Here is a 15,274-nt window from a genome sequence, read left to right on the forward strand (position 1 = left end):
ATTTGAAACTTGCGGAACCTTTCATCATGCCTCAACGTTGAAGGGCATCACCGGCTCATTCTGCCCCCACGGGCCGGTCCCTCAAAAGGTCCCGCAAGGGGCCTTTTTTTTGGCTGGGGCTCAGCCGGGTGTGGTGGGAGAGGATGCTCCCTAGCGACATGGCACGACGCATTCCCCTCCCCCTTGTGGGGAGGGTCAGGGTGGGGGTGCCGGCACTGAAGTCTCAGAACGTAGCGCTCACACCCCACTTCCACCTCCTCCCCACAAGGGGGAGGAGAACAGGTTGGCGCTTCCTGAGAACACCTGAGATACGGCGTAGCGGAGAGAGTCTCTCCCCTTCTGGATCCAAAGCCGCGCTTTGCGCGTCGTCATGGATGGGACCCGGGCTAGCCGCGCCCGGTTCCACATGCGACAAGACCCCATGAACGCGAAGAGACCCTTCCTTGGCTAAACGCTCCAAATCCTCCCAGGCACCGCTTCCCACCCGCGAGGATGTGGTCGCCTTCATTTCCAAGTCCCAGGGCAAGGTCGGCAAGCGGGAGATCGCCCGCGCCTTCAATGTGCAGGGCGGCGACCGGATCTGGCTCAAGCAGCTCCTGAAGGACCTGGAGATTGAAGGGATCGTCGACCGGCGCGGCAAGAGCGTCCACAAGGCGGGGCAGCTTCCCCCCGTGGTTCTCGCCGACATCAAGCGCCGGGACCGGGACGGGGAACTCGTGGCCGAGCCCACCGAATGGGACGAGGAGGAATACGGGCCGATCCCGACCATCGTCATCACGCCTCCCCGAAAGCCCAGGCCCGGAATGCCGGTGCCGGGCGTCGGGGACCGGGCGCTGCTGAGGGTCGATCCGCTAAAGGCCGGCGACATCCACCGCTATGCGGGCCGGGTCATGAAGATCGTCGCCAAGAAGCAGGCGCAGGTGCTCGGCATCTTCCGCGCCCTGCCCGAAGGCGGCGGCCGGCTGATACCGGTCGACAAGAAATCCCGCGACCAGGAACTCCTGATCCGCCCCGGCGACGAGGCCGAGGCACTGGACGGCGACCTCGTGGCCACCTCCGTGGTGAAGCACGGCCGGTTCGGCCTGCCCCATGCCAAGGTTAAGGAGCGGCTCGGCTCTGTGAAGTCCGAGAAGGCCGTCGGCCTCATCGCGATCTACGCCCACAACATCCCGAACGAGTTTCCCAAAGACGTGCTGGCGGAAGCCGAGCAGGCGCAGCACGTCACCCTCGCGGGCCGGGAGGACTGGCGGGACGTGCCCCTCGTCACCATCGATCCGCCCGACGCCAAGGATCATGACGATGCCGTCCATGCGGTGCGCGACGAGGATCCGGACAACGAGGGCGGCTTCATCGTCACGGTCGCCATCGCCGACGTGGCGGCCTATGTGCGGCCGGGCTCGCCCCTCGACCGGGAGGCCCTGGAACGCGGCAATTCCGTCTATTTCCCAGACCGGGTCGTGCCCATGCTGCCGGAGCGGATTTCCAACGATCTCTGCTCGCTGCGTCCTCACCAGCCTCGCCCTGCGATGGCCGTGCGCATGGTGCTGGGCGCCGACGGCCGCAAGAAGAGCCACAGCTTCCACCGGGTCATGATGCGCTCGGCCGCCAAGCTCTCCTACCAGCAGGCCCAGGCCGCCATCGACGGACGGCCGGACGAGATCACCGGACCGATCCTGGATCCGATCCTCAAGCCTCTCTGGGCCGCCTACGAGACCGCCCGGAAGGCGCGCGACATCCGCGAGCCGCTTTTCCTCGACCTGCCCGAGCGCAAGATCGTGCTGAAGCCCGACGGAACCGTCGACCGGGTCTTCGTGCCCGAGCGGCTGGAGGCCCATCGGCTCATCGAGGAGTTCATGATCCTCGCCAACGTGGCGGCGGCCGAAACCCTGGAAAAGGCCGATTCCGACCTGATCTACCGGGTCCATGACGAGCCTTCTCTCGAGAAGATGCGCGCCTTGAGCGAGGTTCTGGCCTCCATCGGCCTCAAGGTGCCGGCCCAGGGCGCCCTGAAGCCGGCCCTGTTCAACCGGATCCTGCGCCAGGTCGAAGAGTCGGAGCACCAGCTCTTCATCAACGAGGTGGTGCTGCGCTCCCAGTCCCAGGCGGAATACTCGGCCGAGAATTACGGGCATTTCGGCCTCAACCTCAGGCGCTATGCTCATTTTACCTCCCCGATCCGCCGCTACGCGGACCTCATCGTCCATCGGGCGCTGATCAGGGCGCTCAAGCTCGGGCAGGACGGCCTGCCGGCGGACACGACCCGCGCGGAGTTGATCGAGGTTTCTGCGCGCATCTCGGCAGCGGAGCGGCGCGCCATGGCGGCCGAACGTGAGACAATCGACCGCCTGATCGCCCACTTCCTTGCGGACCGGATCGGCGCCACATTCGAGGGGCAGATTTCCGGCGTCACCAAAGCCGGCCTCTTCATCAAGCTCAGCGAGACCGGCGCGGACGGCTTCGTCCCGGCTGGCACGATCGGCGCCGACTACTACCGCTACGACGAGAGGTCCCACTCCCTTCGTGGCGAGCGCACCGGCGAAACCTACAGGCTTGGAGATCCAGTCCAGGTGAAGCTGGTGGAGGCCGCACCCGTCGCCGGCGCCCTGCGCTTTGAGCTCCTCTCCGAGGGGCGCTATACCCGCAAGACCGCGGGCGGTACGAAGACACGCGGGCCTAAGGCCGCCAGGAAGGCGGAGAAATCCGGGCGCCGCGCCGCGCCCAAGGTCAGAGTCAAAAGGCGCGGCCGCGCCTGATCCGAGGAAGAGCCATGACCTTCGTGCCCCAGCCTGTCCCGCCCGAGCCCGTCAGCCGCATGGAAGCCGTGAAACGTGGCTTCCGCTGCCGGTGCCCGGCCTGCGGCGAAGGGAAGCTCTTCCGCAGCTTCCTGAAGGTGGTGGACAGCTGCGAGGCCTGCGGCACCGAGATGCATCATCACCGGGCCGACGACCTTCCGCCCTATATCGTCATGGTGATCGTTGGGCATATCGTCGGGTACGGAATCCTGATGTCGGAGACCCGCTTCGAATGGCCCCTGTGGATCCATCTTGCCATCTGGCCGGCGCTCACGCTCATCCTCAGCTTCGCCCTGCTGCAGCCGGTCAAGGGTGCTGTCGTCGGGCTGCAATACGCGCTAGGCATGCATGGATTCGGCGCGGTCCGTGCCCGCATGGCCAGGACAGGGGAGATCGAGCGTGACGGTGACACTGGATCAGATGAATCGCCGCGCCTCCGAGGCGCGTGATCCCGCCTACGCCAAGGTTCTTCCCAAGGACGCCGCGACCCTCATCATTGTCGACCGCAAGGGCCGGAGCCCGAAGGTGCTGATGGGCCGCCGGCACATGGGGCACCGGTTCATGCCGGGCGTCTTCGTGTTTCCGGGCGGGCGGATCGAGGCGGGCGACCGCTCCATGTCGGTGGCCGGAACACTCCATCCTCGTGCAGAGCAATCCCTCATGGCGCGGGTGCCCCGCCCCTCCGCGCAGCGCTGCCGCGCGCTGGCGCTGGCGGCCATCCGTGAGACCTACGAGGAGACTGGCATCCTCCTCGGCACCAAGGATTACGGCCCACCCGAGCGCGCGCCGGACGGAACCTGGGCCGCCTTCCGGGAGCGGGGCGTCCTGCCCGATCTGGAGACCCTCCAGGTGGTCGCCAGGGCGATCACGCCGCCCCGCCAGGTCAGGCGCTTCGACACCCGCTTCTTCGCCATCGACCGCACCGCCATCGCGGACGAGATTGAGGGCGCGGTCGGACCCGAATCGGAACTCGTGGAGACCACCTGGGTCACCCTGGAGCGAGCCAAGGCGCTCGACGTGCTTCCGATCACCAAGGTGATTCTGGAGGAGCTGGAAGCCCGGATTGCCAATGGCTTTGCCCACGAACTCCCCGTCCCGTTCTATTACCAGAAGCGCGGCCGCTTCGTCCGGGAGGAACTTTAGGAGCCGTTTCGGCCAGTCAAGGCATCATAGGACACCAGCCCGGAACGCAGGACGAAACGCCGAAATTGGCTCGCCCGGTCCTCTTAACCCTTGACGAAACGGGCGCAATCGGGCATGGAGCGGAAGGATTTTCGGCCGGGTTCGCCCGGCCTTTGCGTTTCGGCCAAATTCACTTCGCCGAAGCACCGGATTTACACGAGGTTTGACCATGGCCAAAGCCGCAACCATCAAAGTGAAGCTCGTCTCCACCGCAGACACGGGCTATTTCTACGTGACGAAGAAGAATTCGCGCACGATGACCGACAAGCTCTCCATGAAGAAGTACGATCCGGTCGCGAAGAAGCACGTCGATTTCAAGGAAGCCAAGATTAAGTAATCCGGCTTCTGGATCTCCCGGAATGATGAACCGCCTCCGAAAGGGGGCGGTTTTCTTTTGGCTAGGGGCACCTCGGCCGGAAGGAGCCGGAATACCGAAAGGTCTCAACCTGACGGGCGAGACCTCACGATTGGACGATGGATTGGGGAGCGTCTGGGGACGGGGAGCCCGGGAGGGCAGTTCATCCGTGCCTCTCCCGGGACTTGTCCGCTGCGCTGCAGAAGCAGCAGAATGACAGCGTGCGCCCGCTGGCCCAGGGACGCAACGGTGATGGCTGGGTAACCAGAACGGGCATCGGCCCGAAAGCATGAGCGGCGGGAGACAAAACTCTCCCGCCAGGAAGAAATGGGGAGGCCTCAGGCCACCTTTTCCATGGGGGCAGCCAGGGCTGCGGCCTGCTCGCGCTTAGTCTCCCGAGCCCGGAGCTGGGTGAGCTGGCCTTCGATCATGTGAAGGAGCGGCAGGTGCTTGTCGCCATGCTCCGCGACCACGGAGGACAGAACCTCCAGGGCCTTCGTCAGGCGCTCTTCCGTAATCGTATCCTGCGATTTCCAATGGCCGTTCATGAGGAGCCCTCCTGTCGCTGGCGCAGACATTGCGGGATGACCATGGCCTCCGAATAGTAAAGGTTTCGTGGAAATCACCCGCACTCGCGAAATCGACTTGGCCAACGGCAGTGGATGACCGCCCCACCCCATTCCGATGTCAGCCTTTACGCTGGGCGCGAAGGGACAACGGAGGATGGTGCCGCAAGTAACGTAAGGAAGACTTAAGCATAACCGGAGATTTCCACGGCTATGCTACGGGAACCGCAGCAACACCGCCGATCCCGATCGTCAGAACGCGAAGCGCCAGGGCTGAGGACTCATCTCGACCTGCTGGGGTTCGAGGCTGACAAGAGCAGCAATCTGCCCCCTCGCGACAATCTGCACCCGGTCGATCTCCATCCGGTTGTCCGTCGCGTCCGGCACCGAAGCGTGGCGGACCTCTACGACGGCCGGCCCATCCTCGACCGAGGGAGTGGCCGCCGTCATCTCGACGCGCAGATCGCTGCCCCCGGCACCGAAGGTTGGAAGAGGCATGTAGGAGTAAACGGGCTGCATCGCTGTTCCGGAAGAGATTCGCTCTCCGGAAGGCTAGTAAACAATTCCTTAACGCTCAAGGAGCATGAGCCTCGGGACCCCGCCTCTGTCGAAGTGCGGGGCGGATCCGCTAAACAAGGCATGCGCATAGCCGCCTCGCCAGACCCGGCAGGGCGCGCACTGAGCTCTTACATTTTTAGACAGGAAAGGTGGCCAGCTGGCGACGGTGTTGAGGAGGCAACGGTCCGTCTCCAGCTGGCCGGCCTACGAAGTCCCAGGAGATGCGGCGGACCTGAGCATCCGTAGGGCATGCACGCTCCGCCCTTGGCGGATGAATGACATGAACATATAGGAAACATTTGGCAGCACAAGCGCACAAAGTCGCCTAAATGCGGGAATTTCGCGAAGGTTATCACGAGACCTGTGGAAAACAAGAATCGTTTTGCCGGAAATTTCGAAGCATCCGGAAACAGGCACGAGGGTGGACCGGCACGTCGTCAGGCGGGAGGCGTATCCGCGTCGAGATAGGTCTTCACGGTCGCGAGGAATTTGGCCACCGAGATCGGCTTGGACAGATAGGCCTCGCAGCCCCCTTCCCGGATCCGCTCCTCGTCCCCCTTCATGGCGAAGGCCGTAATGGCGATGACGGGGATCGATTTCAGCTCCTCGTCGGCCTTGAGCCAGCGGGTGACCTCGAGCCCCGACACCTCGGGAAGCTGGATGTCCATGAGGATCAGGTCGGGCTTGTGGGCCCTTGCCAGCTCCATCGCCTCGATGCCATGCCCGGTCTTGAGGGTGGCGTAGCCGTGCGCCTCGAGCAGATCGTTGAAAAGCTTCATGTTGAGTTCGTTATCCTCAACAATGAGCACGGTCTTCTTCATTGCCGCTGTCCCAGGACTCCAAACCGGCTTTCCCGGTCCGCCACTTCATCGGATGATGACCGTAGATTGAAACCTATTGATGAAATGCAAACCCCGAAGATGAAACCATCCACCAAGAAAATTTCCGTAGAGGAAGCTGAGCGCTTGGCGCTCGACGTGTTCTCGCGCATCGCCGCCGACGGAGGGCGCCTCACCCGGTTCCTGGCCGTATCGGGGCTCGATGTGCAGACGATCCGCTCGGCCGCCGCGCTGCCGGGCTTCCTGGCCGGGCTTCTGGACTATGTGGCAGCCGACGAGCCGCTCCTGATTTCCCTGGCGCAGGAGATGGAGACGAAGCCGGAGCGGATCATGGAAGCTCATCGGACGCTGTCGCCCTCGGAGTTCGAATAGGAGCGCCGATGAGCGGGATCCTGTGCCGCGACTGTCTGGCGGAGACCGCTGCTTCCGTAGCGGAGCGCTGCGGCGCATGCGGGTCCCCTCGCCTGCTCCGGCATCCGGAGCGGGACACGCTGGCGATCGCCCATGTGGATTGCGACGCCTTCTTCGCGGCCGTGGAGAAGCGGGACGATCCAAGCCTCGCCGACAAGCCGGTGATCATCGGCGGCGGCAAGCGTGGCGTGGTCTCCACCGCCTGCTATGTGGCACGCACCTATGGCGTGCGCTCGGCCATGCCCATGTTCAAGGCCCTGCAGGCCTGCCCCCATGCGGTGGTCATCAAGCCGAATATCGACAAGTACCGGGTGGCCGGGCGCGCCGTGCGCGAGATGATGCAGGAACTGACCCCGCTCGTGGAGCCGGTCTCCATCGACGAGGCCTTTCTCGATCTTTCCGGCACCGAGCGCCTCCATCACGGCAGCCCGGCTTTCACGCTCGCGAAATTCGCCAAGCGGGTTGAGGCTGAGATCGGCATCACCGTGTCGGTCGGCCTGTCCTACAACAAGTTTCTCGCCAAGATCGCGTCGGATCTCGCCAAGCCGCGCGGATTCTCGATCATAGGCCGGCAGGAGGCTGCTGACTTCCTGGCCGGAAAGCCGGTCTCGATCATCCACGGCATCGGCGCCTCGGCCCAGAACCGCCTTGCCAAGGCGGGCGTCACCACCATCGCCCAACTGCGTGAGGTGGATCCCAAGCTCCTCTTCGCCGCTCTTGGCCGAGACGCCCAGCGCCTGTCGCGCCTCGCCGTAGGTCGGGACGACCGGCCCGTGAAGCCGGAGCGGGAGACGAAGAGCATTTCGGCCGAGACCACCTTCGACACGGACCTGCGTGCCTTCGAGGATCTGGAGCCCATCCTGTGGCGGCTCTCCGAGAAGGTATCCCGGCGCCTGAAGGCCGCCGGTTTCGCCGGGCGCAGCATCACGCTGAAACTCAAGGATTCGGAGTTCAGGCTCCTCACCCGCACGCGCTCGGGCCTGCCCGCGACCCAACTCGCCCAGCGCCTTTTCGATACCGGCCGGCAGATGCTGAAGACGGCCTGCGACGGCACCGCCTATCGTCTCATTGGCATCGGCGCAGCGGATCTCTGCGACGGGGCGGAGGCCGACAGGGGCGACCTCGCGGATCAGACCGTGGTCAGGCAGGCCCATATGGAATCGGCCATAGACCGGATCCGTGAGAAGTTCGGCACCGATGCCCTTCAGAAAGGCATCGTTCTGCGCAAGGGCCCGCCGAAACCTCAGCGCTGACAGGTGCTCTGCTTCTGGGCCGCCTGGACCTGGAGATTCTGAAGGTCGCCCTTCAGGGTGAAGTCGCCGTAATCGAGCCGGAGCGCCCGGCTGACGCCGTTCTCGTAGAGTTCGAACGAGACTCGGTAGACAGGCGTCCGGTCGGCCGAGCCTTCGGCGAAATAGCTCACGGTCATGGGCCAGCGCGGCACTGTGGCCAGATCGCCCTGACGGGCAGCTTCCTCGAGATTGGCCCCAGCGCCGCCTTCGATCCGATGGCCGATCACCGCCAGGGTATCGTAGACCTTCTGCCCGTTGTCGGATCCGTCATAGACCTTGGTGCTCAGGGTCGTCTCGCCGTTGCGACCCGCCTCGATCAGCCGCTTGAGATGCTCGGTCGGAAAGATCGCCTGTCCACCGGCCGAAAAATTCGCCTGCTTCGGCTGCTTCAGGGTGACGTCGAGGGACCCGTCGGGCTTGAGCCGCGCATTCCCGTCCACCCCGTCGCCGCCGCGTCCGCCCACCGACGAGACGGACCTGAAGCGCATGGAGCGGCCGTCACCGGTCTCGAATGTGGCGGTCTGCGTATCGAGGGTGCGCGAGCCGGTCTCGCTGCTGTCGAGCACCGTTACCTGGCGGTATTTCAGCGTATAGCCCTCACAGGCATCGCCGGCGAAATCCATGGCGATCCGACCCCGGGCGCTGTCCAGGCCACGGGAGCCTTCCGACCGCACCAGGGAGAGATCGTAGACCGCCCGGTGCGCCACGAGCGTTACAGGAGGCTTTGCCACCTCCGCGAAGGCCGGGAACGACAAGAGAGCAAGGGTCAGGCTCGACGCCGTCAACAGGGTGCGCATGGGTCCTCCTGGCTTTTGAAAGACAAAGATAGAAGCCTCCTGCGCCCACGGCAACGTTCCGGCTTGCGTCTATCGGGCTCATCCGCCACAACTCCGCCGGACCATCGCAAACCGAGGCTTCCATGAGCACCGTTGAAAAGAAACTCGAGGGCATGGGAATCACCCTGCCGACTCCTGCCGCGCCGGTGGCGAACTATGTGCCGTTCGTCCGCACGGGCAACCTCATCGTCATCTCCGGCCAGCTCTGCCTCGGTCTCGACGGCAAGCTCGCGGACGCCCACAAGGGCAAGCTCGGGGCCGAGATCGCCCCTGAGGTCGGCCAGCAGGCTGCCCGCCTCTGCGCCATCAACCTGCTCGCCCAGCTCAAGGCCGCCGTCGGCGACCTCGACAAGGTCGTGCGCTGCGTGCGCCTCGGCGGCTTCATCAATGCGGTTCCGTCCTTCGCTGGTCTCGCGCCCGTGATGAACGGCGCGTCCGACCTGATGGTCGAAGCCCTGGGCGACAAGGGCCGCCATGCCCGCTCCACCGTCGGCGTCGCCGAACTGCCCCTCGATGCCTGCGTCGAGGTCGAAGGGATGTTCGAAGTCCAATGAGCACGCCCTCCTGGCTCGTCGCGAAGCCCATCGCCCATCGCGGCCTCCACAACAAGGCCGAGGGAATCCTCGAGAACACGATCTCGGCTGCGGAGGCCGCCATCGCGCGCGGTTTCCCCCTCGAACTCGATGTTCAGCTCACGGCCGACAACGAGGCCATCGTGTTCCATGATTTCGAGCTCGACCGCCTCACCGGGCAGACGGGCCTCGTTGCGGAGCGCAAGCTCTCCGAACTCGTCGGCATCGACATCACGGGCGCCAAGGGCGGAGATAGGATCCCCTCCCTGAAGGAATTTCTTGCCAAGGTTGCCGGGCGCACGCCGCTGGTCGTCGAGATCAAGAGCAAGTTCAACGGCGACATGAGACTGACGAAACGCACCATCGAAGTGCTCGCCGATTATAGCGGCCCGTTCGTGGTGAAGTCCTTCGATCCGGACATCGTGGCTTATCTTCGCCAGCACGCGCCGAACATCACCCGCGGTTTCATCGGCGAGCTGGAATACGCGTCCAAGTCCGACAACTTCCTCTCCCCCGAGCAGAAGCACCGGATGGCGAACCTGCTCCACTTTGATGAGACGCAGCCTCAGTTTCTCTCCTGGCGCGTGAAAGACTTGCCCTGCGCTTCGACCTATCTCAGCAGGCTTCTGGGGCACATCCCGGTCATGACCTGGACCGTCCGCAACCCGGAGGACCGGGCGCGGGCCGAAAAGCATGCGGACCAGATGGTCTTCGAGGGCTTCCTCCCCTGAGACGGTCCGTCCCGATTGCAACGACCCCGCCGGGCCCCTAGCTTAAAGGTGCACCGGCGGGATCCTCCTCCATCGTGACGCTTCAGGCCCAAACACTCCAGGTCAAAGCCGCTCCCAGCCTGAAGGCCGTTCCGGCCTCCGCATGGGACGCCTGTGCCATGGGCGGCGCCAATGCCTCCGGCGATGAGGACCCGTTCAACCCCTTCGTGTCTCACGCCTTCCTGTCGGCCCTCGAAGAGGCGGGCTGCGTCGGCCCGAAGACCGGGTGGACGCCCCTACATCTCCTCGTAGAAGACGATGGCGGCACCCTTCGCGGCGCCGCTCCCTGCTATCTCAAGTCCCATTCCATGGGCGAATACGTGTTCGACCATGCCTGGGCCGACGCCTATGACCGGGCGGGCGGGCATTATTATCCCAAGCTCCAGGTCTCCGTTCCCTTTACGCCCGTGAGCGGCCCTCGCCTGCTGGCGGCGCATGACCCGGGCGGAGAGGTCCGGGCCCATCTGGTCGCCGGGCTTCGGGCCCTGCGTGACGAGACCGGCGCCTCCTCGATCCACGCTACCTTCCTCCAGGAGCAGGACCTGTCGGCCCTCGCGGCGCGGGGCTTCCTGCGGCGGGACGATCAGCAGTTTCACTGGTTCAACGAGGGTTATGGGAGCTTCGAGGATTTCCTGGGCGCTCTCGCGTCCCGCAAGCGCAAGGCGATCCGCCGGGAACGGCGCGACGCCCTCGCGAACGGTATCACGGTCGAGTGGATTACCGGCAGCGAGCTCCGGGAGGCGCATTGGGACGCGTTTTTCGCCTTCTACATGGATACGGGCTCGCGCAAATGGGGCCGGCCCTACCTGAACCGCCGGTTCTTCTCCCTCATCGGGGAGCGCATGGCGGAGCGGATCCTCCTGGTCCTGGCAAAGCGCAACGGGCGCTACATCGCCGGGGCCCTCAACCTCATCGGCGACCGGCGGCTCTACGGTCGCAACTGGGGCTGCATCGAGGACCATCCCTTCCTGCATTTCGAGGTCTGCTATTACCAGGCCATCGACTTCGCGATCGCCCGGGGCCTCGACCGGGTCGAGGCCGGCGCCCAGGGAGAGCATAAGCTCGCGCGCGGCTACCGCCCGGTCACCACTTCCTCGGCCCACGATTTCGCGGACCCGTCCCTGAGCCGGGCTATCGAGGCCTATCTCCAGCGAGAGCGGAGCTACGTGTCCGAAATCGCAGGAGAGCTCGCGGCCGCTACCCCTTTCCGGAGCGGCACGCGCGAAGAGGACTGAGCCGTCTCAGAGGGTCGATCCCAAAACGAAGACCCCGCCTCCTTTCGAAGACGGGGTCGATTAAGTGGGTCCCAGGTCCCGCGCCTCAGAGAGCGTGGAGGATGAGCCGAGCCCCGTCGATCAACGCCGACGTAGAGGTTCCCAAGGCATTCATGGTGAGTTCGAACGCCCAGTAGCAGCCAATGACGATGATCGGCACGAGGATCCAACCGAGGATTTCCTCGAACCAGATCCGCCGGCGACGCCGGATCCGGCGCTGTTCGCGCCAGCTCGGCTTCGCCTTGGCGATGGTCGATACGGCCTCGAGGGGGCCTTGGTGCAGCTCTGTGGTCATGCCTTAACCAGGGGTACCTTTGGAACGGTGCGGATGCCTCCGCCCCCATTACCACCGGACCCTTTGGGCTTCACGGACTTTTTTGCCTTCGTGCCCGAGGCTGACTTGGCCCGCGGCTTGCGCTTGGTTGTCACGGCCTTCTCGGGCTTCGGCTTTATCGGGCCCTCAAGGTACTCGAAGCCGAGCGTCTGGAGCCCGATCTCGTCCGTCTTCACCACGACTCGCACCGCGCCGCCGTCCTTCAGGCGTCCGAAGAGGACGTCGTCCGCGAGCGGCGTCTTAATGGTCATCTGGATCAGGCGACCCATCGGGCGGGCACCCATGGCCTCGTCATAGCCATGCTCCGTCAGCCACTCGCGGGCCTCGTCGGTCAGCTCGATGGTGACGTTGCGGTCGGCGAGCTGAGCCTCGAGTTGGAGAACGAACTTGTCCACCACCTTCTGGACCACTTCCTTCGGCAGGTGGCCGAACGAGATGATGGCGTCGAGACGGTTGCGGAACTCCGGCGCGAAGAGCTTGTTCACGGCCTCCGTATCGTCGCCCTCCCGCTTGGTCCGGGTGAAGCCATAGGCCGGGCGGGCCATGTCGGCGGCGCCCGCATTCGTGGTCATGATGATGATCACGTTGCGGAAATCGACCTGCTTGCCGTTATGGTCCGTCAGCTTCCCGTGGTCCATGACCTGGAGCAGGATGTTGAACAGATCCGGGTGCGCCTTCTCGATCTCGTCGAGCAGGAGCACGCAATGGGGATGCTGATCGATGCCGTCGGTCAGGAGGCCGCCCTGGTCGAACCCCACATAGCCGGGAGGGGCGCCGATGAGCCGGCTGACCGTGTGGCGCTCCATGTATTCCGACATGTCGAAACGCAGGAGCTCCACCCCGAGCGACAGGGCGAGCTGCTTCGCCACCTCGGTCTTGCCGACGCCTGTCGGACCCGCGAACAGATAGGCGCCGATGGGCTTCTCCGGGTCGCGCAGGCCGGCCCGCGCCAGCTTGATGGCCGAGGTCAGGGACTCGATGGCCTTGTCCTGCCCGTAGACCACCCGCTTGAGGGTCTCCTGCAGGTTGGCGAGCACCTCGGCGTCGTCCTTGGACACGGTCTTGGGCGGAATCCGCGCCATGGTCGCGATGGTGGCCTCGATCTCCTTGATGCCGATGGTCTTCTTGCGGCGGCTCTCGGGCAGCAGCATTTGGGACGCACCGGTCTCGTCGATCACGTCGATGGCCTTGTCCGGCAGCTTGCGGTCGTTGATGTAGCGTGCCGAAAGCTCCACGGCGGCCTTCACGGCCTCGTTGGTGTAACGGAGCTTGTGGAACTCCTCGAAATAAGGCTTGAGCCCCTTCACGATCTCGATGGCGTCCGGCACCGTCGGCTCGTTCACGTCGATCTTCTGAAAGCGACGGACGAGGGCCCGATCCTTCTCGAAATACTGACGGTATTCCTTGTAGGTGGTCGAGCCGATGCAGCGGAGCGTGCCCTGGGCCAGGGCCGGCTTCAGGAGGTTGGACGCGTCCATGGCGCCGCCCGAGGTGGCGCCCGCGCCGATCACCGTGTGGATCTCGTCGATGAACATGATGGCGTTGGGATGCGCCTCGATCTCCTTCATCACCTGCTTCAGGCGCTCCTCGAAGTCGCCGCGATAGCGGGTGCCCGCCAGGAGGGTACCCATGTCGAGGGCGAAGACCGTCGCGTCCTTCAGGACCTCCGGCACCTCGCCGCGCACGATCTTGCGGGCAAGCCCCTCCGCGATGGCGGTTTTGCCGACGCCGGGATCGCCCACGAGGAGCGGGTTGTTCTTCTGACGGCGGCACAGGACCTGGATCGTGCGCTGCACCTCGGCCTCGCGGCCGATGAGCGGATCGATCTTCCCGTCCTTCGCCTTCTTGTTGAGGTTGACGCAGTAAGCCTCTAGGGCATCGCCCTTTTTCTTGGCCCGCGCCTCCGGCTCGTCGGAGGTCGGACGCTCGGACGACTCCTCTTCCGCGCCCCGGGGGGGACGACCCTCGCTGAGACCCGGACGCTTGGCGATGCCGTGGCTGATGTAGTTGACCGCGTCGTAACGGGTCATGTCCTGCTCCTGCAGGAAATAGGCCGCATGGCTCTCCCGCTCGGCGAAGATGGCCACGAGCACGTTCGCGCCCGTCACCTCGTCTCGGCCGGAGGATTGCACATGGATGACCGCCCGCTGGATGACCCGCTGGAAGCCGGCCGTCGGCTTGGAATCCTGACGCCCGTCAGCGACCAGGTTCGCCAGCTCCGTGTCGACATATTCCACAAGGTTGCGGCGCAGAAGCTCGATGTCGACGTTGCAAGCGCGCATCACCGACGCCGCGTCCTGATCGTCGATCAGGGCGAGGAGCAGGTGCTCCAGGGTCGCATATTCATGGCGGCGCTCGCCCGCCAGGGCGAGGGCCCGGTGGAGGGCTTGTTCAAGACTGCGAGAAAAGCTCGGCAACGGCTTATCCTTTAAGAGATGGTGATCCCGGCTAATTCTTTTCCATTACGCATTGCAGGGGATGCTGGTGCTTGCGGGCGAAATCCATCACCTGCGTCACCTTCGTCTCCGCCACTTCGTAGGTAAAAACTCCACATTCTCCCACGCCGTTCTGATGAACATGCAGCATGATGCGGGTGGCGTCTTCGCGGTTCTTGTTGAAGAAGCGTTCCAGCACATGCACCACGAACTCCATGGGCGTGTAATCGTCGTTCAGGAGGAGAACGCGGTAAAGGTTGGGTCGTTTCGTCCGGGGCTTGGCTTTCGTGACGATTGCAGTCCCCGTGCGGCCGTCATCCCCGTCGCCCGGCGACTGGGATCCGGCTCCGGCCATGGAGAATGCATGCGCGCGAACCGAAGCGCCCTGAGGTATCCGCAGCATGGTTGTCAGACCGACCCTTTTCATCTGGTTGTTTCCCCGCGGCCGCCGGATCTCGTGTCCGGGCTCCGCCTGCCGCGACGTACCTCCAAATGTATAGTCGCTCCGTTCGGTTCGCTAGATCAACCAGATGGGTCGTCGCAGCCCTGTCCGAAAGAGCGACATCTTGGCCTCCCAATAGAACGAACGCCGCACGCAGAGAGCAGGCTGGGCTGTGGCATCACTCGGCGCCCCTAGAGCAGGCACAAAAAGAAAATGCCCGGCGCGGAGGCCGGGCATCGAAACTTCAGATCGAAGGAGTATCGATCAGGCGGAAACCGCCTTGGACATCCAGCCCTCGTAGGGGCGCAGGGCCTCGGACGCGAGGGTGGAGTAGAACTCGTTCAGCTTGGCCGAATGGCTGACGAAGCCATCGTAGGACTTGCGGACGAAATCGGCATGGATCTCCATGACCTTGTCGGGGGTCCGGGCGCCGAGCAGCTGCTCGACGGCCGAAGAGCCGTGCTCGAATGTCTTCTTGGCAAGCTCCGCAGAGTCGACCGTGAGCGCCTGAGCGCCCTGCGACAGGGTGCCCAGTACCTTCACGGCGGCCTCGAATTGCTCCTGGCCGAGCTTCTGAATCTGGTCGAAAGGCTGGATCATCTTGAACCTCAGCTGT

Annotated in this window: 17 protein-coding genes; 9 read left to right on the plus strand and 8 right to left on the minus strand. The window is 64.5% G+C overall.

Annotation, left to right across the window (positions count from 1 at the left end):
• Nucleotides 1–443 precede the first annotated feature (443 nt).
• The 4 genes from rnr to rpmG all read left to right on the plus strand — a co-directional run bounded on the left by rnr (nt 444) and on the right by rpmG (nt 4,311).
• Entirely contained in the window at nt 444–2,753 is a 2,310-nt protein-coding gene (gene rnr / locus C4E04_RS11495; RefSeq protein WP_109597617.1) for a ribonuclease R, read from the plus strand.
• A gap of 14 nt (nt 2,754–2,767) precedes the next feature.
• Nucleotides 2,768–3,241, plus strand: coding sequence for a DUF983 domain-containing protein (locus C4E04_RS11500; RefSeq protein ID WP_109597618.1), 474 nt, complete (start codon nt 2,768–2,770; stop codon nt 3,239–3,241).
• Nucleotides 3,213–3,935 carry an NUDIX hydrolase gene (locus tag C4E04_RS11505; protein WP_109597620.1) on the plus strand — a complete coding sequence of 241 codons (723 nt, stop codon included), beginning with the start codon at nt 3,213–3,215 and terminating at the stop codon, nt 3,933–3,935. Before C4E04_RS11500 ends, C4E04_RS11505 begins: the two co-directional genes overlap by 29 nt.
• 208 nt (nt 3,936–4,143) lie before the next feature.
• Entirely contained in the window at nt 4,144–4,311 is a 168-nt protein-coding gene (gene rpmG, locus C4E04_RS11510) for a 50S ribosomal protein L33 (RefSeq protein ID WP_109597621.1), read from the plus strand.
• A 356-nt stretch (nt 4,312–4,667) separates the two neighbouring features.
• Here rpmG and C4E04_RS11515 read toward each other — a convergent pair whose 3' ends face one another.
• From C4E04_RS11515 to C4E04_RS11525, 3 genes are all read right to left on the minus strand, one after another.
• Nucleotides 4,668–4,877: a hypothetical protein gene (locus C4E04_RS11515; RefSeq protein WP_109597622.1), complete on the minus strand. Its 210-nt coding sequence runs from the start codon at nt 4,875–4,877 to the stop codon at nt 4,668–4,670.
• A gap of 270 nt (nt 4,878–5,147) precedes the next feature.
• Nucleotides 5,148–5,414, minus strand: a complete 267-nt coding sequence (locus C4E04_RS11520) for a hypothetical protein (protein WP_109597623.1) — start codon at nt 5,412–5,414, stop codon at nt 5,148–5,150.
• Nucleotides 5,415–5,890: 476 nt separating this feature from the next.
• The gene (locus C4E04_RS11525; RefSeq protein ID WP_109597625.1) at nt 5,891–6,274 is read right to left on the minus strand and encodes a response regulator; all 384 of its coding nucleotides are present in this window, start codon (nt 6,272–6,274) and stop codon (nt 5,891–5,893) included.
• Nucleotides 6,275–6,373: 99 nt separating this feature from the next.
• Between C4E04_RS11525 and C4E04_RS11530 the strand changes: the two genes are divergently transcribed.
• Together C4E04_RS11530 and C4E04_RS11535 are read left to right on the plus strand one after the other, a co-directional pair.
• Nucleotides 6,374–6,664, plus strand: a complete 291-nt coding sequence (locus C4E04_RS11530) for a DUF3572 domain-containing protein (protein ID WP_109601040.1) — start codon at nt 6,374–6,376, stop codon at nt 6,662–6,664.
• A gap of 8 nt (nt 6,665–6,672) precedes the next feature.
• Entirely contained in the window at nt 6,673–7,956 is a 1,284-nt protein-coding gene (locus C4E04_RS11535; protein WP_109597626.1) for a DNA polymerase IV, read from the plus strand.
• On the opposite strand, the gene C4E04_RS11540 is transcribed toward C4E04_RS11535, so the two are convergent.
• On the minus strand, nt 7,947–8,792 hold the full coding sequence (locus C4E04_RS11540; RefSeq protein ID WP_109597627.1) for a cell envelope integrity EipB family protein: 846 nt from the start codon (nt 8,790–8,792) through the stop codon (nt 7,947–7,949). The genes C4E04_RS11535 and C4E04_RS11540 overlap by 10 nt on opposite strands.
• 122 nt (nt 8,793–8,914) lie before the next feature.
• Here C4E04_RS11540 and C4E04_RS11545 point away from each other — a divergent pair, with 122 nt between their 5' ends.
• From C4E04_RS11545 to C4E04_RS11555, 3 genes are all read left to right on the plus strand, one after another.
• The gene (locus C4E04_RS11545) at nt 8,915–9,385 is read left to right on the plus strand and encodes a RidA family protein (protein WP_109597628.1); all 471 of its coding nucleotides are present in this window, start codon (nt 8,915–8,917) and stop codon (nt 9,383–9,385) included.
• Nucleotides 9,382–10,134, plus strand: a complete 753-nt coding sequence (locus C4E04_RS11550; RefSeq protein WP_109597630.1) for a glycerophosphodiester phosphodiesterase family protein — start codon at nt 9,382–9,384, stop codon at nt 10,132–10,134. The genes C4E04_RS11545 and C4E04_RS11550 overlap by 4 nt, the downstream gene beginning before the upstream one ends.
• Before the next feature lie 74 nt (nt 10,135–10,208).
• Nucleotides 10,209–11,408: a GNAT family N-acetyltransferase gene (locus C4E04_RS11555; RefSeq protein ID WP_245416084.1), complete on the plus strand. Its 1,200-nt coding sequence runs from the start codon at nt 10,209–10,211 to the stop codon at nt 11,406–11,408.
• An 85-nt stretch (nt 11,409–11,493) separates the two neighbouring features.
• On the opposite strand, the gene C4E04_RS11560 is transcribed toward C4E04_RS11555, so the two are convergent.
• The 4 genes from C4E04_RS11560 to C4E04_RS11575 all read right to left on the minus strand — a co-directional run bounded on the left by C4E04_RS11560 (nt 11,494) and on the right by C4E04_RS11575 (nt 15,258).
• Nucleotides 11,494–11,742 carry a hypothetical protein gene (locus tag C4E04_RS11560; RefSeq protein WP_109597632.1) on the minus strand — a complete coding sequence of 83 codons (249 nt, stop codon included), beginning with the start codon at nt 11,740–11,742 and terminating at the stop codon, nt 11,494–11,496.
• On the minus strand, nt 11,739–14,198 hold the full coding sequence (gene clpA / locus C4E04_RS11565) for an ATP-dependent Clp protease ATP-binding subunit ClpA (RefSeq protein ID WP_109597633.1): 2,460 nt from the start codon (nt 14,196–14,198) through the stop codon (nt 11,739–11,741). Before clpA ends, C4E04_RS11560 begins: the two co-directional genes overlap by 4 nt.
• Nucleotides 14,199–14,229: 31 nt before the next feature.
• Nucleotides 14,230–14,571, minus strand: coding sequence for an ATP-dependent Clp protease adapter ClpS (gene clpS, locus C4E04_RS11570; RefSeq protein WP_109601042.1), 342 nt, complete (start codon nt 14,569–14,571; stop codon nt 14,230–14,232).
• Between the two features lie 351 nt (nt 14,572–14,922).
• Nucleotides 14,923–15,258 (minus strand): phasin family protein, encoded by a 336-nt coding sequence (locus C4E04_RS11575; RefSeq protein WP_109597634.1) that lies wholly within the window; start codon nt 15,256–15,258, stop codon nt 14,923–14,925.
• Nucleotides 15,259–15,274: the final 16 nt, after the last annotated feature.

The sequence above is a fragment of the Microvirga sp. 17 mud 1-3 genome (genome assembly GCF_003151255.1).
Taxonomy (GTDB): Bacteria; Pseudomonadota; Alphaproteobacteria; order Rhizobiales; family Beijerinckiaceae; genus Microvirga.